Genomic DNA, 22,271 nt, shown 5'->3' on the forward strand with positions numbered 1-22,271 from the left:
TGTGTCACTGCGCGTGCAGGCACCTGGGGAGATACGTACGCACGAAGAACGGTTTGTCCGGGGAGGTGGCGTTATACAGGGAAGGGCCGGAACTCGGCCCGAGGGCCCGTCAGTCGGTCTCGTCGAAGTCCGCTGGCTCGTCCCGCACGGCGAGCCCGGCCACCCACAACGGCATCAGCCAGTGCACGACGAACGCGGTGAACAGCGCCGGGAAGAGCAGCCCTTCGGCGTCCCATCCCTGGTAGGCGGCGAATCCCGCGCCGGCAGCGGCCACCAGGAGCAGCCACAGCATGACCTGACGGGCACGCGCCGCGACGCGGACGCGCTCCGCGCGCTGCCGCTCGTCGAGCGCGCGTTCGCGCAGTTCGAGGAGGCCGCGCGTGGCGCCGTTGATGACGCCGGTGGCGACACACCACGGCAGCAGCAGCGCGAGCATCGTCCACATCGCCCAGCGCTGGTCGCCGACGACCGTGAGCAGCCAGGCCGCGACGCTCGCCACGGTCAGCGCGATGTGGGCGCCGACCGCGATGCGCCTGCGCACGGCGGTGGCGTACATCGGCGCACCCTCGCGCCGGTTCATGAGCGCGAACATCCGCCGGTCGTAGCCGGTCATCCGCCGCGTCCCCGTCTCCCGCACCTGCTGGTCCGTCATTCCTGACTCCTCCCGTAGACCTCGTCCGTGAGCGGGCGGAACGGCTCCAGGGAGAACAGCGCCTCCACCGGCAGCCCGAAGAACACCGCGATCTTCAGCGCCAGGTCGAGGCTCGGGTTGTACTGCCCGCGCTCGATGTAGCCGATGGTCTGGTAGTGGACCCCCACTGCCTCGGCCAGGCTCTGGCGCGACACCTTCCGCTCCGCGCGCACCATCGCCAACCTGTTGTGCACCTGCTCGCTCATGTATAAGAAGTACTACATCTGTGAGTAGGTTGGCAACGGGCGACAGGTGGTGGTGATCAAGGCTTGGGGCAGGTCCCGCCCGACGGGCAGAACCACGACAGGGCGGTGGACAGGAGCTCCTCCTCGTCGTCCCTGCCGTCCGCGTCGGAGCCGTACACCGCCACGGCGTACAACTGGCCGTCCACCGCCTGGAAGCGATGGTCGATGACGTGCCACGGGCCGAGGTCGGGCTCGCCCTTGAACGTGTCGGCCACGTACTCGACGCGGGCCGCGGGGCGGCCGTCGTCGTTCCTGCGCTCCAGCGGGCCGAGCTGGTCGAAGCCGCCGGGCATCGGGGTCTCGTCCAGCCAGGTCCGCAGCGAGGCGTAAGGGGACGACTCCCCCACCCGGTACACCTGGAGCCGCCCGTCCCCCTTCGGGCTGCGGTAGTTGACGACGTTGAAGCCCTCGGCCGGTTCGACCAGGTCACGGACCCACCCCCGCGGCACCGCGAGCCTGAAGCCCTCCTCGTCGGACACCTCCTCGTACGGGGCGGGCGGCACGCCGTCGGGAGACGGGGCCGCGGTGTCGCCCTCGACGCCGGCGCCCGTGCTCTTCGAAGGCTGCTCCAGAACCGTCAAGTACCCCGTCGGGCGCGGCTCGTCCTTCCAGCCGAGCGCCCACGCCCCGAAGCCCAGACCGCACACGGCGAGGACCGTCACGACACCGCGCAGCGCCTTGTCCTGGAGCACCGCGTCCCGGCCGTGGAGCTCGGCGATCCGCTGCTCCTGCTCGTGGCCGACCCACTCCTGGCGGTCGGCGTCGAAGATCCGCACCGCTCGTCCCTCAGCCCGTGACCTGGGTGATCGCCTGGAGGACGGCCGTCACGGAGGCGGCGGTCGCGGCGGCGGCGCCGTACTGCTCCAGGCGGGTGCGGAGCCTGCCGAGCAGTCCGGCGTCACCGCGGCCCGCGCGACTGATCTCCCCCTCCACCTCGCCCAGTTCGGCGTCGAGCGCGTCGTCGTCGGCCGTGCGCCCCTCGGTGCGGGCCAGTTCGCCGCGCAACGCCCGGACCTGGGTGAGCAGGTGCTGCTGCTTCGGATCGGCCACCACCACCGTGTGGTTGGTGGACTCGGCCGTGCCGTGCGAACCGAAGGCCTGGGAGCCGCCGGTGATCGAGCCGATCTGGACGTGCGCCCCGCCGCCGGTCTCCTGCTCGCCGCTCATGCCGTGCTCCTCTCGGTGTGCGTGGCCCGGCCGTGGGAGCCGGTGGCGATCGCGCCGCCGGACATCTCCGTGATGTAGACCCCGCTGTTGTTGATCTGCGTGATGTTCTGTTCCAGTCGGTCCGTGCGGAAGCCGCCGGCCCGCAGCGCGTCGCGGACCCCCTCCCCGATGCGGTCCTGGAGGGTGCGGGTGTAGCGGGCGACGTCCATCTCCTGGAAGAGCGAGAGGTCGTCGGTGCTGGCCAGTTGGCGCAGCGAGACCAGCGGGGCGTCCGGCGGCGCCGCTGCGGGGGCGCCGATCCCGAGCCGGTCGCATGCGACCCGCAAAGCGCGCACCGCCGGTGACGCGGCGACGGCTCCCTCGGGCTGCGCGAGCCAGAGCCGGAACGAGGGGACGAGCGAGGGCAGTGCGCGCAGGGCGGCGATGCCGATCGCCACGCCGACCGCCGGGCCGTCGACGCAGGCGCGCAGGGCGTCGCGGACGGGACCCTCCGGCTCGCGGGCCACGATCGTGTCGACCTCGCGGAACTCGGGGACGATCGGCCCGAGCACGTGCGGCACCACTTCGAGGACCAGCATGCCGCCCTGGGTGTGCACCCGGACCAGGAGCGAGACAACGACCTGTTCGTTCCAGGCGCCGACCCGGATCCGCAGGAAGTGACGGCGTGCCTCCCCGCCCTCGCCGGCCGCCCGTTCGAGATGCCGGGCCGCCTGGCCGGCGTCGTAGAGCCCCGCGGTCTCGTACCCGTGTCCGGTGTAGAGCTGTTCGTCGCGGCCCGCGCCCGCCGGGAGGTAGACGAACTCCTCGATCTCCAGTTCCCGCAGCCGGTCCACGCTGCTGGCCGCGGCTGACCTGCGCAGATCCTTCAGGCGTGGCTCGATCATCTTGATGACCTCGCGGGCGGCGAGCGGTTCGTACGCGCGCTGCGGAGGCACCCCGGCGTCCCGGTCCTTCTCCTTCTCCGCGCGCTGCAGCTCAAGGACGACCGACCACGGTTTGCGGGGCTTTCCGGCGCCCACGAAGGGGCGGTTCGCGTCGTAGAGGGTGACCGGGGCGTTCTGCTCGCGGTGGATGCAGTCGACGATGCGGGAGAACCGCCGCGGGATGGCGGGCTGCTCGGTCTCGGCGAAGGCCTGCCGGGCGAGCTGGGTGCGCAGGGTCCGCTTGCGCAGGAACTGGTGGCGCCACACCACCGCCGCGATGAGCAGCGGGAAGATCACGGGGTACGGGGTGTCCTTGATCCCGGCGAGCGCGAAGTACGCGTATGCCGCGGCGCACCACCACACGAACGCGGTCACCAGCCAGCCGAGCCGGCGCCGCAGCCAGGCCAGCGGTGCCGGCAGCGCCACCTGCCGCAGGATCCCGCCGTCCGTGCCCCGGCCGGAGACGACCCGCGCCAGCCACAGCGAGACGACCACCACGGCGTACGCGATCGCCCAGCCGCCCGGCACGAAGGCGCCGAACGTGACGGCGGGTCCCGTGTCCACGAGGTCGTCCGGGTCGAAGGCGAGCAGCGCGAGGTCGACGCCGGAGACGCCGGACTTGCCGCCCTGGGCGTCTTCGAGCGCGTCCCAGATCATCACCGCGTCGGTGACGAGGAACCCGGTCCACACGGCCGCAAGGAGCAGCGCGGTGAACAGCTCCTCGCGCCGGGCGCGCAGCGCGTGCGCGAGCACCGGAAGCACATCGGCACCGAGCGGCGGCGCCACAGGGCGCTCCGCATGGCCGACGAGTTCGGAGACGACCCGCCTGCGGAACACCGCGTCCAGATGGACGCCGGCGCACAACAGCCTGGTGGCCTCGGTGTGAGCTGCCATGGCCAACTCCGTTGAGATGAAGCGGAATTGGATCGTAACTGAGCGTGTACGCAAGGGCCACAGAAAGGTGATTATGCCCCTCGAATAAGTGAATCCTCGGCCGTTGTGCGGGCGGGGGTCTCCGCCAGCAGGTCCCGCACGCACTGCCGCAGCCACGCGTGGGCCGGGTCCGCGTCGTGCCGGGGATGCCAGGCGATGCCCAGCGGGAGCACCGGCAGGTCGAGGGGGATCTCGAAGGTGACCAGGCCGAGGGTGTCCGTCAGGGGAAGCGCCCAGGAGACGGCCAGGCCCACCAGGTCGGTGCGCAGGAGGATGAAGAGCGACGAGGGATACGTCCCGACGCTGCCCACCACCCGGCGTTCGAGCCCCCGTTCGGCGAGGGCGGCATCCAGCGGCCCGTGCAGCCTGCCCCTCCTGGAGACCGTGATGTGGTCGGCGGCGGCGAACCGCTCGGGGGTCAACCCGCCCTGGAGCAACGGGTGTCCTGGGCGCACGACGCCCAGCATCCGGTCGTCGCGCAGCCGCTCCACCCGCACCTCGGGCGCGACCGTGTCGATCACCCCGGCCTCCAGGTCGGCGGTGCCCTCGCGCAGCACGGGCGCGTCCACGTGGCTCTCGCCGAGGAAGCGGATGCGGACGCCGGGTGCCTCGGCGGCGGCGCGGGCGAACAGCGCGGGGCCGTAGGCGGCGGCGATCGAGTCCTGCCCGAGGACGGTGAGGGTGCGGGACACGGTGCGCAGATCGGCCGCGCCGGGACCGGCGAACAGCGCCCTTGCCCGTTCCACCACGGCGCCCACCTCGGCCCGGACGGCGAGCGCGTGCGGGGTGGGCACCATCTGCCGTCCCGCCCGCACTAGGACGGGGTCGCCGAGGGCCTTGCGGATGCGGCCCAGGGTGCGGCTCATCGCCGGCTCCGACAGGTGCATGCGGCGGGCGGCGCCGGAGACGCTCTCCTCGTCGAGGAGCACGTCGAGGGCGAGCAGGAGATTGAGGTCGAGGCCGCTGCCGGGACCGCCCGGTTCGGATTGCGTCACGCGCATTCATCCCTTGCAAAGGTTGCACTGGAGATCAGGTAAGCGCCGAGCCTACGGTGGCAGGACCCCCCGCACCACGACCCCTGACGCTCCTTGGAGGAGCCTTGCCCTCGCCTGCCCCGAACCGTCTCAAGCGCTCGGCCGAACTGACGCTCTGCGCCTGCGTGCTCGTCGCGCAGGGCATGGTCGCCGCCATCAACCTCCTGATCCCGCAGCTGAGTTCGTCGTCCGTCGCCCCCTCGTCCAGCGAACTGCTCTGGACGGTCGACGCGTACGTCATCGTCTTCGCGGGGCTGCTCATCCCCGCGGGCGCACTCGGCGACCGGTACGGCCGCAAGGGCGCGCTGCTCTGCGGGATCGGCCTCTTCGCCCTGGGCGCCACGGTCAGCGCGCTCGCCGCCGGACCCGTCCAGCTGATCGCCGGACGCGGTGTCTCCGGCGCCGGAGCCGCGCTGATCATGCCCGCGACCATGTCGATCCTGGTGCGCACCGCCACGCCCGAGCAGCGGCCGCGGGCCGTCGCCTCCTGGGCGCTCGCCGCCGGGCTCGGCGGTTTCGCCGGGAACGCGGTCGGCGGCCTCATCGGCCAGTACCTGCCGTGGCGCGCGCTGTTCTGGCTGATGGTGCCGCTCGCCGCGCTGCTCGCCCTCGCCGTGGCGCGCACCGCGCCCCGTACGGAGACGTCGCCCGATGCCGCCGTCGACCCCGTCGGCGCGGTCCTCCTCACCGGCGGGCTGCTCGCGGTGCTCTTCGGCATCATCGAGAGCCCCATGTACGGCTGGACGTCTGCGCGCATCCTCGTCGCGTTCGCGCTGGGCGCGGCGCTCATCGGTGGCTTCGTGGTGCACGCCCTGCGCTCCCGCGCACCGCTCTTCGACCCGCGGGTCTTCAGATCCCGCCGGCTGCGCTCGGCGACCCTCGGCACGGCCGCGTCCTTCTTCGGCCTCTTCGCGCTCTTCTACGTCAACTCGCAGTACCTGCAGTACGTGAAGGGCTACGGCGCCGCCCGCGCGGGCCTCGCCATCATCCCGCTCACCGTGGGGATGGTGCTGGTACCGAAGCTCGCCGCCCGCTGGTCGCGCCGGCCGCGCCCGCTGGTGGGCGGCGGACTGCTCCTGATCGGGCTCGGCCTGCTCGGGGCGTCCACGGCGGACGCGGGCACGCCCTACGCGGCGTACGCCTGCTGGCTGCTCGTCATCTCGGCGGGCACCGGAATGTGCATGCCCGCGCTCACCCTCGGCGTCGTCTCGTCACTGCCGCCGCACCAGGCCGGGCTCGGCTCGGGCCTGGGCACCTCGGCCCGCGAGGTCGGCGCCGCACTCGGGGTGGCCGTCACGGGGACGGTCCTCGCCTCGCACCCGGGATTCACCTCCGGCATGGAGGCTGCGCTGCGGGTCGTGGGGCTCGCGGTGGTGGCCGCGGCGGCCCTGGTCACCTTCGGCTACCGGACCGGACGCACGTCGCCCCCGGCTGCCGATCGAGCGGCTGCCGGGGGCGAGGTGGACGAGCTGCCGTACGAGCCGAGCCGTACGGGAGGGCGTACTAGATGAGGCCGAGGCCGCGAACCGCCTCGCGCTCCTCGGTGAGCTCCTTGACGGACGCGTCGATGCGCGTGCGCGAGAACTCGTTGATGTCCAGGCCCTGGACGATCTCGTACTTGCCGTCCTTGGTGGTGACGGGGAAGGAGGAGATGAGGCCCTCCGGAACGCCGTACGAACCGTCCGACGGGATGCCCATGGAGGTCCAGTCACCGGCGGCCGTGCCGTTCACCCACGTGTGGACGTGGTCGATGGCGGCGTTGGCGGCGGAGGCGGCCGAGGACGCGCCACGGGCCTCGATGATCGCCGCGCCGCGCTTGGCGACGGTCGGGATGAAGTCGTCGGCGAGCCAGGCCTGGTCGCTCACGACGTCCGCGGCGTTCTTGCCGGCGATCTCCGCGTGGAAGATGTCGGGGTACTGGGTGGCCGAGTGGTTGCCCCAGATGGTGAGGCGCTTGATGTCGGAGACCGGGGCGCCGGTCTTCTTCGACAGCTGCGAGAGCGCGCGGTTGTGGTCCAGGCGGGTCATCGCGGTGAAGCGCTCGGCCGGTACGTCCGGGGCGGCGGCCTGCGCGATGAGCGCGTTCGTGTTGGCCGGGTTGCCCACGACGAGGACCTTGATGTCGTCCGCGGCGTTGTCGTTGATCGCCTTGCCCTGCGGCTTGAAGATGCCGCCGTTGGCGGAGAGCAGGTCGCCGCGCTCCATGCCCTTGGTGCGGGGGCGGGCGCCGACGAGGAGGGCGACGTTGGCGCCCGAGAAGGCGACGTTCGGGTCGTCGCTGATCTCGATCGAGTTCAGCAGCGGGAAGGCGCAGTCGTCGAGCTCCATGGCGGTGCCCTCGGCGGCCTTGAGGGCCGGCGTGATCTCGAGCAGTCGCAGATTGACCGGCACGTCCGCGCCGAGCAGGTGGCCCGAGGCGATGCGGAAGAGCAGCGCGTAGCCGATCTGGCCGGCCGCGCCGGTGACGGTGACATTCACGGGAGTGCGGGTCATGGCGATCTCCGTAAGACAGCTGGCGGTGGGGGTCCCTGCCCCTTGTGCTGGATCCCCAAGGACGCCCTCGATGATCGATCTCTTGGCATCAAGAGAGATCCGCCGCTCAGGCTATCGCGCCCCGCCTACCCCCGAACCCCGGGAGGGTGTGGCCCACCCCACAAAGATCAAGCCGTGCCGCTGGACGGCTGCCGAACGGCTGCCGCGCGGCGGTCGAACGGCTGCTGGGCGGCGGTCGGGAGGAGGAAATCCGCCGGGAAACAGCGGCTCAGAGGCCTGCGAAAAAAATCCGCGAAATCGACAGGCATGTCTCGCGTAGGTCGGGGCACACGCACGAGTACCCCCACGGGAGTGGTCACACCCCCAGGCGGCCGCCACGCTCCCCCCCCTGTGTTGGCGGCCGCCACCTCCCGGTGGCCACTCCCGACGTCCGGACCCGGCTGCACCTACTTCGTGCAGCCGGTCTGGCCGGCCTTGAGGGTCGCGCACGCCTCCGCCGAAGCACCGTCCTTGACGGCCACCATCGGCGTGTACGCGTCGAAGTCCGCGTTCACGGTCCCGTTCTGCTTGGCGCCGTCGCCGGAGATCGTGACCTTGTCGCCGGGGGCCGCCTGGGTGATGCGCGCCCATGCCGCCCCGCACGTCTTGCTGTAGCGGACCTCGATCACGGCCTTGCCCACCGTCGCGCGGGTCGTCGTACCGGCCAGCTCGCCGCCGCAGCCCATGGTCTCCGGGTCCTTGCCGGTGCAGCTCTTGCCGGTGCACTCGACGCCCGCGGGCAGGTCCTTCTCGCTCGTGCTCGGCGACGCCGGCGGCTTGGCGCTCTCGTCTCCCTTGTCGTCCTTGCCGAGGCCGGTCAGGAAGACGGCGGCGGCTATGACGACGAGCGCGCCGACGACACCCGCGAGGAACATCGTCAGCTTCCTGCGCCGCCGCTGCCGGTCGGGCGAGTCGGCGCCACGCCTCGGCGCGGCCGGACCGGACGGCCCCGGCCCGGCGCCCTGGTCGCCCCCGCCTCCGTACGGCATCTGCGGCGGCACCGTGGGCGAGACGCCCGCGGGGCCCGCGACCCCGGTGACGCTGCCGCCGGGACGGCCGGGGCGGTCGGCGGAATCGACACCGCCGCCGGTACCGGCGCCGGGGGCGCCATTGCGCGCGGCGCCGCTGTTCCCCTTGCCCTTGGGCGGATTCGGTCCCAGCTCGCCCAGCGCGGCCCGCGCCTGGGAGATGCGGATCGCCTGCATGGTCATGTCGTGCCGCATCTCGGAGCGACTCCACGCGCGCTCCGCGAGCTCCCACATGGTGATGAGGTGAACGGGGTTGGTGCCCGTCACCTCGGCAAGCGCGACGATCGCACCCTTCGGAGCGAGCAGCCGCCCGTTCAGATAACGCTCCCACGACGTCTTGCTGTACCCGGTGCGGTCCGACACCGCGGCAATGCTCAGACCACTGCGGTCGACGAGCCTGCGCAGCTGACTGGCGAACTCCCTGACCTCCGAGTCCAGCTCATCCGGTAGCGCCTTCCAACGAGGCATTGCTCCCCCTCATCCCCCCGTACGTGCCAACGTGCCCCCGCGCGTGGTTCCCCCGCTCCGCCCATGAGGCAGCCCCCGCTGTTCCTGTCATGGGCTACCCAGAGGGATGCCGAAAGTCAGGATGTCAGTTCCCGGACCGAGGGCGCACGGGGGCATTCGGTCCACGGGCGTGCACCGTTGCACTCCGTGCGGTCCGGCGTCCAGTGTCCCATCGCAGTCCCACATCACGATCCGGAACCCCTGGCAGCAGGTCGGGGCGTCCCAATCGATTCCGAATGTACTGGTTGACCCTTATATGGGATGGCTCCTGGAGGGAGCACCGGAGACGTCAACGCACCACATAAGGGGATCACCTGCGGATCAGCAAGGGCAGGCCGAAGCGGCTGCTCGGCGCGGCGGTGGCCGTGACGGCGGGGGCGACGAGGGCGATCTGTCCCGCCACAGCTTCGGCCGCAGGACCGAGTCGGCCACCAAGTGGTGGCAGCAGCACGAGGACACGGAGGACGTGGACGGCATCGTCGGCAAGGAGACGTTCGGCGTCGCGGACGACTACCTGAACGGTCCGGGCAGCGGCGGCCACGTCACCTACACCGGCCACCAGCACGGCGTCGGCTTCAAGCGCCTCTCCGGCACGTACTACGTGAAGATCAACGGCACGTGGAAGAAGGCCGCGTACGACCGGCGCGGCTGATCCCCCGACTCCACCTCACCATCCAGCTGGGGCCGCCATCCCGTCGCGGCCCTAGCGCATGAGGTAGCGCAGGAGTCCTTCGAGCAGCACCATGAGGACGAGCAACGCGGTGACGCCCGCGGTGGAACGCCACGTCCACGCCGAGCGAGCGCGCGACGGCCGCTGTGTCCTTCTCGGCCTTCTCGGCCTTCTCGGCCGGACCGGGGGCACGTCCCTGCCCGCCTTGCTCAGTACGACGCCCGGAGCGGGCCGCGCACTGCCCGCCCCACCCCGCGGCCACACGCGGACGGCCACCTCCCAGCGCGCGCAGAACCGTTCGCCGTCCTCCCCCGCCACCTTGCACAGCGCCGCGACCGCCTGCCGGGGCGGTGGCTGCTGCGCGTTGAGGTAACGCTGCCAGGAGGACTTGCTGTAGGCCGTCTCCCTGCCGAGCTCGATCAGGCTCAGGCCGGTGCGGTCCTTGAGCAGCCGCAACTGCTCCACGAAATGCCGTACCTCCGGCGGAAGTGCCTCCGGAAGCGGCTGCCAGGCAGCACTCATGCTTCACCCCCAGCATGTGCCCCGTTTGCCCGCATGACGGCGGAGCGACCCGAAGTGGTTCCTTCCGCGCCCCGCCGCCAGCTGTTGCGGGCTGGGAACACCGCTGCGGAATGGTCACCTCCGTGCCACAGGGGCAAGGCATCCCTTGTACGGAATCCGCGGGGGGATGACGCTGGTTCCCGTTGGAGCGGCCCCCCCCCCCACACACACAGACCGGCGGCGCCCGTCCTCCCACGGGGGAGAGGACGGGCGCCGCCTTCAGTTACCGGGGGCTTCGACGACCAGCGCCTTCAGCCACCGCCGCCCGGCGTGACGAGGCCCGTCTCGTACGCCACCACCACGGCCTGCGCCCTGCTGTCCAGGTCGAGTTTGGACATCGTGCGGTTGAGGTGGGTCTTGACAGTGGCCTCGCTGATGTAGAGGCGGTCGGCGATGTCCGCGTTGGACAGGCCCGTGGCGATCAGCTTCAGGACCTCGACCTCGCGCAGGGTCAACGCCCCCAGATCGGCGGGCGGTTCGGCACGGTCCTTGGCCCCGGGCCCGGTCTGCCGGGCGAAGGCCTCGACGAGGCGGCAGGTGACGCTGGGCGCGAAGAGCGCGTCGCCGCCCCCGACGGCGGCCACCGCGGCGAGCAGGCGCTCGGGCCCGGAGTCCTTGAGCAGGAAGCCCGACGCCCCGGCCCGCAGCGCCCCGTACACGTACTCGTCGAGATCGAACGTGGTCAGCACCAGGATGCGCGGCGGCGGTTCGGGCGCCTCGGAGAGGATCTTCTCGGTGGCCACGATGCCGCTCATGCCGGGCATGCGGATGTCCATCAGGACCACGTCGGGCCGGGTCGTCGCGGCGAGCGCGACGGCTTCCGCCCCGTCCCCCGCCTCCCCGACGACCTCGATGCCGGGCGCGGCGCGCAGCAGCCCCACCAGACCGGCCCGGATGAGGAACTGGTCGTCGACCACGAGCACCCTGGTCATTTAAGTCGCGTCGTCCCCCTGCGATGCGGCCTGCGCCGAGGTCGGCAGGGTCAGTCGCACGGCGAACCCTCCCTCGCTCCGCGGGCCGATGCTGATCGTCCCGCCGTAGAGCTTGGCCCGCTCCCGCATCCCAATCAACCCATGACCGCCCCCCGTACCCACTCTGTCCGGAATCACCCCCTCGCCGTCATTGGTGACCGAGACCGTGACATGGTGCGGCTGATAACGGAGTTCGACCAGCGCACCGGCCCCGCGCGCATGCTTCAGAACGTTCGTCAGGGCCTCCTGGACCACGCGGTACGCGCACAGTTCGACCCCGGGAGCCAGCTGCCGCGACGTCCCCTCGACGCGCAGCTCGACGGCGACTCCCCCGGCCCGCACCCGCTCGACCATCTCGCCGAGCCGCGCGAGCCCCGGCATCGGCGCGTCGGGCGCGCCGTCGCCCTCCTCCCGGGCCCGCAGCACCCGCAGCATGCGGCGCAGCTCCTCCAGCGCCTCGCCGCTGGTGCCGGAGATGGTGGACAGCGCGGCGTGCGCGGTGGCCGGATCGGACGTGAAGACGAACTTCGCGAGGCCCGCCTGCACGGATATCACCGACATGTGGTGAGCGACGACGTCGTGCAACTCCCTTGCTATGCGCCCGCGTTCCTCGGCCACCTCGCGCCGCGCCCGCTCGTCCTGCTCACGCTTGAGCTGCCTGGCCAGCTCGGCGGACCGGCGTGCGACATGCCCGAACCGCCAGATCACCAGGGGGAAGCCGATGGCCTGCCCGATCACGGACGCCATGGTCGCGCCCTCGCTGATCGCGCCGGCGTAGATCCAGACCGCGCTCATCAGCGCGGCGCACGGCAGAGAGACGCGCGGGGGCTTCAGGGAGGCGACGGTGTAGACGGCGAGCATGGGCCCGAAGGTGTTCACCACGGGCCAGTAGCCGACGGTGACGTACGCGATCCACGCCAGGTACACGACGGTGAGCACGGTGAGCGGGGCCCTGCTGCGGGCCACGATCGGCACATTGACCAGCGCGACCAGCACATAGCCCCGCACGTCGAGTTCGGGCCACCCCTGCTTGGCGGACTCCTGCCCGAGGAGTACGGCGACGGTGGTGAGGGCGACCGCGATCGACGTATCGGCGACGAGGGGGCGGATCCGCATCGCCGCAGCGTAGCCCGGGTGCGGGCACCGGAACGTCAAACCACCGCGGTACAGCGGAAGTTGCAGCAACCGCGCGGCTACCTCGCAGGGCGCACCGCGAGATCAACCGAGTGCGGGACGACGCCCCGCCGGGCCGCCCGTAGCTTCTTGGACCAGCACCACGGGCACCGGCCGACCATCGGGGCCCGGCAGTTCGGGGGCGGGGCCCGACGGGGGACCCAACGGGGGGACCCGGGCCGCGCTCCGGAGAAGGGACCGCAATGTCATTGCGCAAGAAGGCCGCAACGGCCGCCGTCATCGCCGCCCTCGGCGGCGGGATCGCCCTGGGCACGACCCCGGCATCGGCCGACGCCGGCTCCGGCTACGTCTCGGGCCAGGGATCCATCAACGACGACTGGGGCGACGAGGGCCTGCTGAGCACCACCTCGCACGCGCACAGCAACGCCACCGCCCTGTGGCAGGCCGTCCTGTGGGCGGACGGCAACCTGGCGTACTCCGGTGTGGACTGCCGGTTCGGCAGCGGCACGAAGACGGCGACCAAGAAGTGGCAGGCGGCCCGCGGCCTCAACGCCGACGGCATCGTCGGCAAGAACACGTTCGGCAAGAACGACAGCAAGCTGAGTTTCAGCCACTACGAGGGCAACTACGAGATCCACAAGTACGACGGCACCAAGCACGACTTCTGGATCAAGCGCACCAAGGGCGGCGGCGCCCACTACATCCAGGTGAGCACCGGGGTGGGCTTCAAGGCGGCGTCCTACACCTCCGCCTCGGCCTGCGGCTGATCCTCGCCGCGACACGGCGGTGGCCCGTCCCCCGGGGGAGGACGGGCCACCGTCATGCGCGCGCGGCGTACCGACCGCTAGGTCGTGATCGTCCGGTGCAGGGTTTCGCCCAGGAACGGGATCCTCAGCCACGGATCGGGCTGCGCCATCATGGCGAGCAGCACGATGGCGAGGCCGAGCGAGCCGTACGTGACCATGTCCGTGAAGCGCGAACGGACCGCCAGCATGCCGACGCCGGGCAGCGCCCACCGCATGACGGCGCCAGCGATCAGCGCGAGGCCGATCAGTATCGTGCCGACGCGGAACACGTCGAAGGCCGTGAGCAGCAGCCCGAGCCCCACCGTCGAGAGCACGGTGAGCAGCGGCCACTGCCGGGCGGGCGCGGGGGCGTCGCCGCCCGCTGCCCGGCCGCCGCCCTCGGGGCGCGCGGTGTCCCGGGTCAGGAGCGGGAAGCGCCGCGTGGTCTTCTTCGGCCCGTCGGGGCCGGGGGCGCTGACGGCACCCTTGGCTTCGCCGTCCGCCACGGCCTCGGTCTCCGTGACGTCGGCCGGCGATGCCCCTTGATCAGGTTCGGCGCTCATGGGCTCACCCTTTCCCGGTTCAGCTCGCGGCGGCGGACGCGGCGCGCTCGGCGGCCTCGACGACGTTGACGAGCAGCTGGGCGCGCGTCATCGGGCCGACGCCGCCGGGGTTCGGCGAGATCCACCCGGCGACCTCGCGGACGCCCGGGTGCACATCGCCGACGATCTTGCCGGTCTCGTCGCGCGAGACGCCGACGTCCAGGACCGCGGCGCCCGGCTTCACGTCCTCGGGCTTGATCAGGTGCGGGACGCCCGCGGCGGCCACGATGATGTCGGCCTTCTTCAGGTGGAAGGACAGGTCGCGGGTGCCGGTGTGGCACTGCGTCACCGTCGCGTTCTCCGAGCGGCGGGTGAGCAGGAGCGGCATGGAGCGGCCGATCGTCACACCGCGGCCGACGACCACGACCTCGGCACCGTTGATCTCCACGCCGTACTGGCGCAGCAGCGTGATGATGCCGAAGGGCGTGCAGGGCAGCGGCGCGGGCTCGTTCAGGACGAGGCGGCCGAGGTTCATCGGGTGCAGACCGTCGGCGTCCTTGGCCGGGTCCATGAGTTCGAGGACGCGGTTCTCGTCGATGCCCTTGGGCAGCGGGAGCTGCACGATGTAGCCGGTGCAGGCCGGGTCCTCGTTGAGCTCGCGGACGACGGACTCGATCTCGTCCTGCGTCGCGGTCGCGGGCAGCTCGCGCTGGATGGAGGCGATGCCGACCTGCGCACAGTCACGGTGCTTGCCGGCGACGTACTTCTGGCTGCCCGGGTCGTCACCGACCAGGACAGTGCCGAGGCCGGGCGTGAGGCCCCTCTCCTTCAGGGCCGCCACGCGGGCGGTCAGTTCGGACTTGATCGCGGCTGCGGTGGCCTTGCCATCGAGAATCTGGGCGCTCATGACCCCATCTTCCCGGATGGGACCCGCCCGGTACCAATCAGGTCGCCGCCGCGGGCCGACTGTGTCTCAGCCGTGTCCCGAGACCTGACCAGCTCTGTTGCACTTGCACAACTCATAGTGAATGCGGCTGGACAAATAAGCCTGGCCTAAAGAACGATATGCGACACAGTGCCGCGGGCAGTGTCGGGGGGACGGACCGCATCTGTAGAACATTCCTCCGTGATGTGCCGCGTCGTCCCCGCATTACCCGACGGAGGAAGACCGCCATGAGTTACGGCGACCCGAACAACCCCTACGGGCAGCCGCCCCAGCAGCCCCCGGCCGCTCCCGGATACGGCTACCCCCAGGCCCCGCCCGGCGTCCCGCCGCAGCAGGGCTACGGCTACCCGCAGCAGCCGGCGTACCCCGGCTACCCGGGCGGCAACATGATGCCGCAGTCGATGCCGGGGCTCCTGATGACCGCGCGCGTCTTCCTGTTCCTGATCTCGGCGGTGCAGATACTGGGCGCGATCGGGTTCCTCTACGGCGCCGCTGTCGCCAACGACGTCTCCGACAGCGCCGACGAGTTCGGCTTCAACAGCACGAGCGACTTCGGCGACGCAGCCGCCGGCCTGTTCGTGGTCTTCGCGCTCGTCGCCGCGGCGCTGGCCGCCCTGTCGATCACGCTCGGTGTGAAGTTCGGCCGCGGCGCCCAGGGCGTGCGGATCACCACAGTGGTGTACGGCGCGCTCGGCGGCATCCTCGGCCTGATCTACCTCTTCGTCGGCATGGACACGGGCTTCGCGAGCGCGATCATCTTCCCGCTGATCTGGGTCGTCTTCGCCGTCATCATCACGATCGCCCCGGTCGTGCCGAGCGGCACCGCGTGGTTCAACCGGCCGCGCTACTGAGGCACTTCACGGCTGCGGGCCGTGTCCCCCTGTCGAGGGGGGCACGGCCCGCAGCCTTTGCTCAGCACTCAGCTCAGTGCTCAGTGGAAGAAGTGCCGCGTACCCGTGAAGTACATCGTCACGCCCGCCTTCTTCGCGGCCTCGACGACCAGCTCGTCACGGACCGAACCACCCGGCTGCACCACGGCCTTGACGCCCGCGGCGGTCAGGATCTCCAGACCGTCGGGGAACGGGAAGAACGCGTCCGACGCGGCGTACGCGCCGTGCGCGCGCTCCTCGCCCGCCCGCTCGACGGCGAGCTTCGCGGAGTCGACGCGGTTGACCTGGCCCATGCCGACGCCGACCGAGGCGCCGTCCTTGGCGAGCAGGATCGCGTTGGACTTCACCGCGCGCGACGCCTTCCAGGCGAAGGCGAGTTCGGCGAGCTCGCCCGCGTTCAGGGCGTCGCCCGTGGCGAGCGTCCAGTTGGCGGGGTTGTCGCCGTCGGCCTGGAGGCGGTCGGTGACCTGGAGCAGCGCGCCGCCGTCGATCTGCTTACGTTCCCAATTGCTTTCGCGGGCCACCGCGTTGGACGGAGCCTGGTGGCAGCGCAGGACGCGGATGTTCTTCTTCTTGGTGAGGGCTTCGAGGGCGCCGTCCTCGTACTCCGGCGCGACGATGACCTCGGTGAAGATGTCGGCGACCTGCTCCGCCATCTCCTTGGAGACCGGGCGGTTCACCGCGATCACACCGCCGAACGCGGAGAGCGGGTCGCAGGCGTGCGCCTTGCGGTGCGCCTCGGCGACGTTCGAACCGATCGCGATGCCGCAGGGGTTGGCGTGCTTGATGATCGCGACGCAGGGGTCTTCGTGGTCGTACGCGGCACGGCGCGCGGCGTCCGTGTCCGTGTAGTTGTTGTACGACATCTCCTTGCCGTGCAGCTGCTCCGCCTCGGCGAGACCGCCGTTGCCGTCGACGTAGAGGGCGGCGCCCTGGTGCGGGTTCTCGCCGTAGCGCAGGACGTTCTTGCGGGAGTACGCGCTGCCGAGGAACTCGGGGAAGTCGGTGCCGTCCGATGCGTAGTCGTCGGCGAACCAGGAGGCGACCGCGAGGTCGTACTCGGCGGTGTGGCGGAACGCCTCGGCGGCCAGGCGCTTGCGGGCGGTCAGGTCGAAACCGCCGTCACGGACGGCGGCGAGCACGTCGGCGTACCGGTCGGGGCTCGTGATGACCGACACCGAGGGGTGGTTCTTGGCGGCGGCGCGGACCATCGAGGGGCCGCCGATGTCGATCTGCTCGACGCACTCGTCGGGCGTCGCGCCGGAGGCGACGGTCGCCTTGAAGGGGTAGAGGTTCACGACGACGAGCTGGAACGGCTCGATGCCGAGCTCGGCGAGCTGGCGCTGGTGGTCCTCCAGGCGCAGGTCGGCGAGGATCCCGGCGTGCACGCGCGGGTGCAGCGTCTTGACCCGGCCGTCCAGGCACTCGGGGAACCCTGTCAGCTCCTCGACCTTGGTGACGGGCACCCCGGTGGCGGCGATCTTCGCGGCGGTCGAACCGGTCGAGACGAGCTCGACGCCGGCCTCGTGCAGCCCGCGCGCGAGCTCCTCGAGCCCGGTCTTGTCATAGACGCTGATGAGCGCGCGCTTGATGGGGCGCTGCGAACCGTGCGTACCTTCGGCGGTCACGGGATAAGTACCTTTCGTCCCTCAATGCGGTAGCCGTTGCGGGCCAGACGCCCCACGACATCGACGAGCAGCCTTCGCTCGACTTCCTTGATGCGCTCGTGCAGAGCGCTCTCGTCGTCCTCGTCCCCGACCGGGACCACGCCCTGGGCGATGATCGGGCCGGTGTCGACGCCGTCGTCGACGAAGTGGACGGTGCATCCCGTGACCTTCGCGCCGTACGCGAGCGCGTCGCGCACACCGTGGGCCCCCGGGAAGCTGGGCAGCAGGGCGGGGTGCGTGTTGACGAACCGCCCGCCGAACCGTGCGAGGAATCGCTTCCCCACGATCTTCATGAACCCGGCCGACACGACCAGATCGGGCTCGTACGCGGCGGTCGCCTCGGCGAGAGCCGCGTCCCATTCGTCGCGCGTCGCGTGGTCCTTCACCCGGCAGACGAAGGTGGGAATCCCGGCGAGCTCGGCACGCTCCAGGCCGGCGATGCCGTCGCGGTCGGCGCCGACCGCGACGATCTCGGCGCCGTAGCCGGCCGTCCCGTCCGTCGCGATCTTGTCGAGCAGAGCCTGCAGATTCGTGCCTGATCCGGAGACCAGCACGACCAGGCGCTTGGCCACAGGGCTCTTGGCCACAGCGGGGCCCTTTCTCGGGAGGTGCGTCTTTGTAGGGTCGTACAAAGGCTTCGCCCCCAGCGATACGGGGAACTCTACGAAGCGGCCGACCGTCAGCAACGATACCGGCACACGGTGCGGCCCCTCACGGGACGGGGGCGCGGCCGGAAGGTAGCGTCTGCACCAAGACGTCACACCGTCCAGAAACTCGCCGGACAAGCTCGCCAGTCAAGCTCGTCAGCCGGGCCCGCTCGACCAAGGGGAAGACGCACACCTGATGCCGGACCGTAGCCTCCGCCTCCCGCTGTCCTTCGCGTTCGGACTGACGCACGCAGGGGAGCGCGGCTCGACGCTGCTGCGCGACGGCCGCCCGTCGTCCTTGCCGCAGGACTCCCAGGACTCACAGGACGCCTCGGGCAGCTCCGGCGACTCCGGGAAGAAGTCCGGTAAGCCCGGGAAGAGGTCCGGGGAGAACGACGACAATCCCTTCGCGCCACCGCCGGAGGGGACCCCTGACCAGCCGTGGCGGCCCCGGCCTGGCAACGGCGGCGACCACCCGGACGGCCAGGGCCACTCCCCCTGGGGCAGCCAGTGGAGCGACCGGCAGCCCGGCCGCTCCCAGGGCGGCGGCTTCGGCGAGCGTCCCGGCAAGGAGGGCGGGGGCCAGGGCCCCGACGGACCCTCCGGGCCCGGCTCCGGCATGCGCTGGGACCCGACCGACCCGGCCCAGCGCCGCGCTCGCTACGCCCTGCTCTCCGGCATGTGGGCCTTCTTCTTCGCACTCTTCGGCTGGCGGTACGTGGCCCTGCTCCTGGGCGCGCTCGCGCTGAACTGGGGCATCAGCTCGCTGCGGGCGAAGCCGAAGCAGCCGGACCCGACGGCGCCCGCCACCCAGCAGCCCGCGGCCGATCCGGCGAGCACGAAGCCGCAGCGGACGGCGGCGATCAGCGGCCTGGTGACGGCTTCGCTGGCCCTGGCGATGGTGGCGGCGACGTTCGCCGCGCAGCTGGTGTACCGCGACTACTACACGTGCGTGAGCGACGCCCTCACCAGCCAGTCGAAGCAACAGTGCAACGACCTCCTGCCGAAGCAGCTGCGGCCCTTGCTGGGCGAACGCGACTGATTCCGGCCGGGGCCCGGCTCCGTGTTCTCGGCCACCGCTGCGCGGTGGATCGATCCTTACCTCCCACCCGCGCGATTGCCCGGTGGGGTGACGTGCGAGCCCGATTGCCCGGTGGGGTGACGTGCGACGGCCCGCAGCCTCCCGTCCGTAAGGGGCTCGGGCTCCACCCAGGCGTCCTCGCCCCTCATGCCGGTCGGCTTCCCGATGCTCGCTGCCCCTAGCCCCCCCCGGCTAAGCCCCCGGCGGCCGTTCCTTCTTGGTCGCGTCTCTGAGGGCTGCCCAGCGGGCCTCCCGGGAGGCTTCGTCGTGCCAGTCCGTCATGCCCCAGTCCGTCGTGTCGCCCACCGGCGTGTGCGGCAGGAAGTCGTACGGCTCGAACGGTTCCGGGGCCGAGGGCTCCGAAGGCGGTGGAGGGCTGTTTCGGCGGCTCGGGAGGCGCAGGTCAGGGGCGCGGAGCCGCGGGCGGGGCAGGCGCGGCTTCGGCAGGCGCAGGGTGGGCCATGTCCAGCGCGGGATGGGCCACGTCCAGCGCGGTGTGGTCCGGCGGGTCCTCAGGCGCCAGGCCCGTACCAGCAGGGCGCCCGGCACGCCCACCACCGCCGTCCACCCCAGCGCCGCCGCCCCCGTCTGCCACCACACCGGCCCGAAGTCGGCCAGGGCGGCCACCCCCATCGGGCCACCCGCCAGCGCCGCGAGCCCCGCGAGAGCCGCCCCGCACACCGCCGCCGCCCCCACGGCGACCAGCGCCGTCCGCCTCCGTGACCATGCCTCGCCCCGCTCCCCTACGACGGGCGCCGCCGCCCCGGCCGTGAACCTCGCGACCGCGAACGCCGCCGCCAGCGGCACCGCACCCGCCGCCCACGTCAACGGCGACCCGGGCCCCTCCGCGGGCACCGCCGCGAGCAGGGGGAACGCCGGCAGCATCGGGCCCCCGCTCACGGCGAGCGGCCCCGCCACACCTCCCGTGCCGAGCGCGAAGCCCGGGCCGAGGCCGTACGCCGCGCCCCACACCGCCGCGTTCGGCACCAGCGCCACGGCAAGCAGGAGCACCGCGAAGCGGCCCGACCACACGTCCGTGACCTGCGCGAACGACGCCCTCGCCAGTCCGCCGTGCAGGGCGAGCGACACCGCGACCAGGAGCGCTCCCCCGCCGACGAGCACCACCGCCCCGGCCGCTCCGGCCCGCGTGACGGCGCGGACGTGCCGGCGCAGGAAGAAGGGACGTACGGCTGCGGGCAGCGTGCGCAGGCCGACCCGGACCACGCCCGGCAGCGGCTCCCGGGGGCGGCCGATCGCCGTCCACACCCCCACCGCCGCCGCACCCGCCACGACCAGCGGCAGGTGCAGGGCCGTGCTCGGCCATGACGGCCGCAGCTCACCCCCGGCCGCGTACAGCGTCGCGGCGGCGGCGACCAGGAGGTAGCCGCCGACCACCCCGCACCACGCGGTCCGCGGCGCCATCCCCCGTTCCTCCGGGTCCGCCGCGTCCCGCGCCGCCCGGTGCGCGAGCCAGCCCGGCAGCGCCATCAGGAGCAGGGGCGTGACGCCGACCGGCGCCGGGGCCCCGGAGAGCGTGTCCGTCCTGACCAGCTCTACGCCATGGGCGATCAGCCACACCGAGGCCGCGACGTGGAGCGCCCCGTCGGGCCCGCTGTCCGGATAGGGCGAGCTGATCCAGAGGACCATCACCAGGACGGCGCACGAGCCCAGGCCGAGCCCGGCCGCGACGGCCCCTCCGAACAGGCACGTCCCCAGTCCGGGTGAGCGGTCCCGGAACCGCTCGACCAGCGGCTTCAGGGGCGGCAACGGTGAGGTGCGATCGGTGATTTGAGTCACACCCGCCATGCTCCCAACGACACGCGCTTTCTCCCCGTAACAGGCGAATACCCGATGTGTCGCTCAAGATACGTTTATGTACTTTTTCGTACGACGGATCAGCCGCGCCCCGCTGCCCGCCGCACGAAGGCCCACGGCCAACGGCGCGGAGAGTCCGACATGACCCAGAGCCCTGCCGCCCCCAAGCGCTCGACCCCGGTCGGGCAGGGGGGAGCCCCTTCGTTGCCGACCCCGAAGGAACGCCGCCGCCTGCGCGAGGCGAAGCACCTGAGCCAGGCGGAGGTCGCCGCGAAGGTGGGCGTCACCCGGGAGACGGTCCGCTCCTGGGAATCGGGGCGCTCGACGCCGCGCGGCCGCAAACGCGACACCTACGCGAAGCTGCTCGCCGAGATCGCGAACGAGCAGACCGTCTCGGATTCCGGCCCGGGCAGACGTGCCGCACGGCGCCCCAGCTGGGCCCGGGACATGGCCCCCACCGTCGACACCAAGGACGGCAAGGCCCCCGCGCGCATCCCCGTGGGCGCGGCGATGAACGGCCACACCCGGCCCGAGCCGGTGGTGCGGGCCACCCCAGCTGCCGCCGAGGCCGCCCCTCAGACAGCGCGGGAGTCCGGGCCCACCACTGTGGCGACCCCCGCCGAAGCCTTCGACATGCTCTGCGCGACCTGCGCCCCCGGCCTCGTACGCCAGACGTACCTGCTCACCGGCCGCCGCACCCTCGCCCAGGAATCCGTCGAGCGCGCCTTCCAGCTCGCCTGGCAGCGCTGGCCCGAGGTCGCCGTGGACCGCGACCCGGCGGGCTGGGTGCGCGCGGCTGCGTACGAGTACGCGATGTCCCCCTGGCACCGCCTGCGCCCGGCCCACCGGCAGCCCGACGCACCGCCCGCCGAAGCGGCCGACCGCGCCTTCCTCAAGGTGCTGATGAGCCTGCCGCCCGCACAGCGCCGCACCTTGCTGCTCTACGACGGCGTCGGGCTCGACCTGCCCGAGACCGCGGCCGAGACGGAGGCGAGCACGCCCGCGGCGGCCAACCGGCTGCTGCACGCGCGCGAGGCGCTCGCCGAGAAGCTCCCCGACCTCGCGGCGACACCCGAAGCCCTGCACCAGCGCCTCGGCGAAATGTGCGGCGCGGAGAAACTGCGGCCCCCGAACGCGGTCCGGGTCCGCACCGGGAGCGAGCACCGCGCCCGGTTCTGGACCCGCGCGGCGATCGCCTTCACCGCCCTGATCGTCGGCGCGACGGCCCTCACCCTGCGAACGGCCCCCACGCACTACGAGCCGCCCCAGGCCCCGGGCAAGGCCATCAGCGGAGTACCGCCCCGCATGGGCCCCGGCCACCTGACGTACGCGGACCAGATCCTCCACAAGAAGCTCCGCGAGGACCTGTCGAGCGGCCCGGAGAGACTGACGCCAATGGCGAAATAAGCCGCGCCCCTTAAGGGGTGCGGGGAACTGCGCGACCAGCCACGGCCGGCCTGCAGGTCACAACGAACGAACAGTGGGCCCGCACCTCTCATAAG

Annotated in this window: 22 protein-coding genes; 6 read left to right on the forward strand and 16 right to left on the reverse strand. The window is 72.0% G+C overall.

The window, feature by feature from the left end; all coding sequences use genetic code 11:
- Positions 1-109 precede the first annotated feature (109 nt).
- The 6 genes from OG302_RS17505 to OG302_RS17530 all read right to left on the reverse strand — a co-directional run bounded on the left by OG302_RS17505 (position 110) and on the right by OG302_RS17530 (position 4,960).
- Positions 110-652 (reverse strand): hypothetical protein, encoded by a 543-nt coding sequence (locus OG302_RS17505; RefSeq protein WP_371527663.1) that lies wholly within the window; start codon positions 650-652, stop codon positions 110-112.
- A complete protein-coding gene (locus OG302_RS17510; protein ID WP_371527664.1) occupies positions 649-897 on the reverse strand; it encodes a helix-turn-helix transcriptional regulator in 249 nt (82 codons plus the stop codon). Before OG302_RS17510 ends, OG302_RS17505 begins: the two co-directional genes overlap by 4 nt.
- A gap of 56 nt (positions 898-953) precedes the next feature.
- Positions 954-1,712 carry a hypothetical protein gene (locus OG302_RS17515; protein WP_371527665.1) on the reverse strand — a complete coding sequence of 253 codons (759 nt, stop codon included), beginning with the start codon at positions 1,710-1,712 and terminating at the stop codon, positions 954-956.
- A gap of 10 nt (positions 1,713-1,722) precedes the next feature.
- Positions 1,723-2,103, reverse strand: coding sequence for a hypothetical protein (locus OG302_RS17520; protein ID WP_371527666.1), 381 nt, complete (start codon positions 2,101-2,103; stop codon positions 1,723-1,725).
- A complete protein-coding gene (locus OG302_RS17525) occupies positions 2,100-3,920 on the reverse strand; it encodes a hypothetical protein (RefSeq protein ID WP_371527667.1) in 1,821 nt (606 codons plus the stop codon). Before OG302_RS17525 ends, OG302_RS17520 begins: the two co-directional genes overlap by 4 nt.
- Before the next feature lie 71 nt (positions 3,921-3,991).
- A complete protein-coding gene (locus tag OG302_RS17530) occupies positions 3,992-4,960 on the reverse strand; it encodes a LysR family transcriptional regulator (RefSeq protein WP_371527668.1) in 969 nt (322 codons plus the stop codon).
- A gap of 98 nt (positions 4,961-5,058) precedes the next feature.
- Here OG302_RS17530 and OG302_RS17535 point away from each other — a divergent pair, with 98 nt between their 5' ends.
- Entirely contained in the window at positions 5,059-6,504 is a 1,446-nt protein-coding gene (locus tag OG302_RS17535; RefSeq protein ID WP_371527669.1) for an MFS transporter, read from the forward strand.
- On the opposite strand, the gene OG302_RS17540 is transcribed toward OG302_RS17535, so the two are convergent.
- A complete protein-coding gene (locus tag OG302_RS17540; RefSeq protein ID WP_361182196.1) occupies positions 6,497-7,486 on the reverse strand; it encodes a malate dehydrogenase in 990 nt (329 codons plus the stop codon). The genes OG302_RS17535 and OG302_RS17540 overlap by 8 nt on opposite strands.
- A 446-nt stretch (positions 7,487-7,932) precedes the next feature.
- Positions 7,933-9,021: an XRE family transcriptional regulator gene (locus OG302_RS17545; protein ID WP_371527670.1), complete on the reverse strand. Its 1,089-nt coding sequence runs from the start codon at positions 9,019-9,021 to the stop codon at positions 7,933-7,935.
- A gap of 295 nt (positions 9,022-9,316) precedes the next feature.
- Between OG302_RS17545 and OG302_RS17550 the strand changes: the two genes are divergently transcribed.
- Positions 9,317-9,712, forward strand: a complete 396-nt coding sequence (locus OG302_RS17550; RefSeq protein ID WP_371527671.1) for a hypothetical protein — start codon at positions 9,317-9,319, stop codon at positions 9,710-9,712.
- A gap of 51 nt (positions 9,713-9,763) precedes the next feature.
- Here OG302_RS17550 and OG302_RS17555 read toward each other — a convergent pair whose 3' ends face one another.
- From OG302_RS17555 to OG302_RS17565, 3 genes are all read right to left on the reverse strand, one after another.
- Entirely contained in the window at positions 9,764-10,252 is a 489-nt protein-coding gene (locus OG302_RS17555) for a helix-turn-helix domain-containing protein (RefSeq protein WP_371527672.1), read from the reverse strand.
- A gap of 290 nt (positions 10,253-10,542) precedes the next feature.
- Positions 10,543-11,223 (reverse strand): response regulator, encoded by a 681-nt coding sequence (locus OG302_RS17560; protein ID WP_371527673.1) that lies wholly within the window; start codon positions 11,221-11,223, stop codon positions 10,543-10,545.
- The gene (locus tag OG302_RS17565; RefSeq protein WP_371527674.1) at positions 11,224-12,378 is read right to left on the reverse strand and encodes a sensor histidine kinase; all 1,155 of its coding nucleotides are present in this window, start codon (positions 12,376-12,378) and stop codon (positions 11,224-11,226) included.
- Between the two features lie 260 nt (positions 12,379-12,638).
- Here OG302_RS17565 and OG302_RS17570 point away from each other — a divergent pair, with 260 nt between their 5' ends.
- Positions 12,639-13,163, forward strand: a complete 525-nt coding sequence (locus tag OG302_RS17570; RefSeq protein WP_371527675.1) for a peptidoglycan-binding protein — start codon at positions 12,639-12,641, stop codon at positions 13,161-13,163.
- A gap of 77 nt (positions 13,164-13,240) precedes the next feature.
- On the opposite strand, the gene OG302_RS17575 is transcribed toward OG302_RS17570, so the two are convergent.
- Together OG302_RS17575 and OG302_RS17580 are read right to left on the reverse strand one after the other, a co-directional pair.
- Complete coding sequence (locus OG302_RS17575) at positions 13,241-13,744, reverse strand: DUF3017 domain-containing protein (protein WP_371527676.1); 504 nt, start codon at positions 13,742-13,744, stop codon at positions 13,241-13,243.
- A 19-nt stretch (positions 13,745-13,763) separates the two neighbouring features.
- A complete protein-coding gene (locus tag OG302_RS17580) occupies positions 13,764-14,630 on the reverse strand; it encodes a bifunctional methylenetetrahydrofolate dehydrogenase/methenyltetrahydrofolate cyclohydrolase (RefSeq protein ID WP_371527677.1) in 867 nt (288 codons plus the stop codon).
- 266 nt (positions 14,631-14,896) lie between these two features.
- Between OG302_RS17580 and OG302_RS17585 the strand changes: the two genes are divergently transcribed.
- Entirely contained in the window at positions 14,897-15,520 is a 624-nt protein-coding gene (locus OG302_RS17585) for a hypothetical protein (protein WP_371527678.1), read from the forward strand.
- An 80-nt stretch (positions 15,521-15,600) separates the two neighbouring features.
- Here the strand turns inward: OG302_RS17585 and purH are convergent, their stop codons facing one another.
- A complete protein-coding gene (gene purH / locus OG302_RS17590; RefSeq protein WP_371527679.1) occupies positions 15,601-17,187 on the reverse strand; it encodes a bifunctional phosphoribosylaminoimidazolecarboxamide formyltransferase/IMP cyclohydrolase in 1,587 nt (528 codons plus the stop codon).
- Positions 17,184-17,813 (reverse strand): phosphoribosylglycinamide formyltransferase, encoded by a 630-nt coding sequence (gene purN, locus OG302_RS17595; RefSeq protein ID WP_361837421.1) that lies wholly within the window; start codon positions 17,811-17,813, stop codon positions 17,184-17,186. The genes purH and purN overlap by 4 nt, the downstream gene beginning before the upstream one ends.
- Before the next feature lie 256 nt (positions 17,814-18,069).
- On the opposite strand from purN, the gene OG302_RS17600 reads away from it, so the two are divergent.
- Positions 18,070-18,915 (forward strand): hypothetical protein, encoded by an 846-nt coding sequence (locus OG302_RS17600; RefSeq protein ID WP_371527680.1) that lies wholly within the window; start codon positions 18,070-18,072, stop codon positions 18,913-18,915.
- Positions 18,916-19,146: 231 nt separating this feature from the next.
- Here OG302_RS17600 and OG302_RS17605 read toward each other — a convergent pair whose 3' ends face one another.
- On the reverse strand, positions 19,147-20,760 hold the full coding sequence (locus OG302_RS17605; RefSeq protein WP_371527681.1) for a DUF6350 family protein: 1,614 nt from the start codon (positions 20,758-20,760) through the stop codon (positions 19,147-19,149).
- A gap of 150 nt (positions 20,761-20,910) precedes the next feature.
- Here OG302_RS17605 and OG302_RS17610 point away from each other — a divergent pair, with 150 nt between their 5' ends.
- Positions 20,911-22,176 (forward strand): sigma factor-like helix-turn-helix DNA-binding protein, encoded by a 1,266-nt coding sequence (locus OG302_RS17610; RefSeq protein ID WP_371527682.1) that lies wholly within the window; start codon positions 20,911-20,913, stop codon positions 22,174-22,176.
- Positions 22,177-22,271 lie beyond the last annotated feature (95 nt).

The organism is Streptomyces sp. NBC_01283 (assembly GCF_041435335.1).
In the GTDB taxonomy this organism is placed as follows: Bacteria; Actinomycetota; Actinomycetes; order Streptomycetales; family Streptomycetaceae; genus Streptomyces.

Coding starts and splice junctions, on each gene's coding strand:
- OG302_RS17505 (WP_371527663.1), bottom strand. CDS start 652: ATGACGGACCAGCAGGTGCGGGAGACGGGGACGCGGCGGATGACCGGC.
- OG302_RS17510 (WP_371527664.1), bottom strand. CDS start 897: ATGAGCGAGCAGGTGCACAACAGGTTGGCGATGGTGCGCGCGGAGCGG.
- OG302_RS17520 (WP_371527666.1), bottom strand. CDS start 2,103: ATGAGCGGCGAGCAGGAGACCGGCGGCGGGGCGCACGTCCAGATCGGC.
- OG302_RS17525 (WP_371527667.1), bottom strand. CDS start 3,920: ATGGCAGCTCACACCGAGGCCACCAGGCTGTTGTGCGCCGGCGTCCAT.
- OG302_RS17530 (WP_371527668.1), bottom strand. CDS start 4,960: ATGCGCGTGACGCAATCCGAACCGGGCGGTCCCGGCAGCGGCCTCGAC.
- OG302_RS17540 (WP_361182196.1), bottom strand. CDS start 7,486: ATGACCCGCACTCCCGTGAATGTCACCGTCACCGGCGCGGCCGGCCAG.
- OG302_RS17545 (WP_371527670.1), bottom strand. CDS start 9,021: ATGCCTCGTTGGAAGGCGCTACCGGATGAGCTGGACTCGGAGGTCAGG.
- OG302_RS17550 (WP_371527671.1), top strand. CDS start 9,317: ATGGGATGGCTCCTGGAGGGAGCACCGGAGACGTCAACGCACCACATA.
- OG302_RS17555 (WP_371527672.1), bottom strand. CDS start 10,252: ATGAGTGCTGCCTGGCAGCCGCTTCCGGAGGCACTTCCGCCGGAGGTA.
- OG302_RS17560 (WP_371527673.1), bottom strand. CDS start 11,223: ATGACCAGGGTGCTCGTGGTCGACGACCAGTTCCTCATCCGGGCCGGT.
- OG302_RS17565 (WP_371527674.1), bottom strand. CDS start 12,378: ATGCGGATCCGCCCCCTCGTCGCCGATACGTCGATCGCGGTCGCCCTC.
- OG302_RS17570 (WP_371527675.1), top strand. CDS start 12,639: ATGTCATTGCGCAAGAAGGCCGCAACGGCCGCCGTCATCGCCGCCCTC.
- OG302_RS17575 (WP_371527676.1), bottom strand. CDS start 13,744: ATGAGCGCCGAACCTGATCAAGGGGCATCGCCGGCCGACGTCACGGAG.
- OG302_RS17580 (WP_371527677.1), bottom strand. CDS start 14,630: ATGAGCGCCCAGATTCTCGATGGCAAGGCCACCGCAGCCGCGATCAAG.
- OG302_RS17585 (WP_371527678.1), top strand. CDS start 14,897: ATGAGTTACGGCGACCCGAACAACCCCTACGGGCAGCCGCCCCAGCAG.
- OG302_RS17600 (WP_371527680.1), top strand. CDS start 18,070: ATGCCGGACCGTAGCCTCCGCCTCCCGCTGTCCTTCGCGTTCGGACTG.
- OG302_RS17605 (WP_371527681.1), bottom strand. CDS start 20,760: ATGGCGGGTGTGACTCAAATCACCGATCGCACCTCACCGTTGCCGCCC.
- OG302_RS17610 (WP_371527682.1), top strand. CDS start 20,911: ATGACCCAGAGCCCTGCCGCCCCCAAGCGCTCGACCCCGGTCGGGCAG.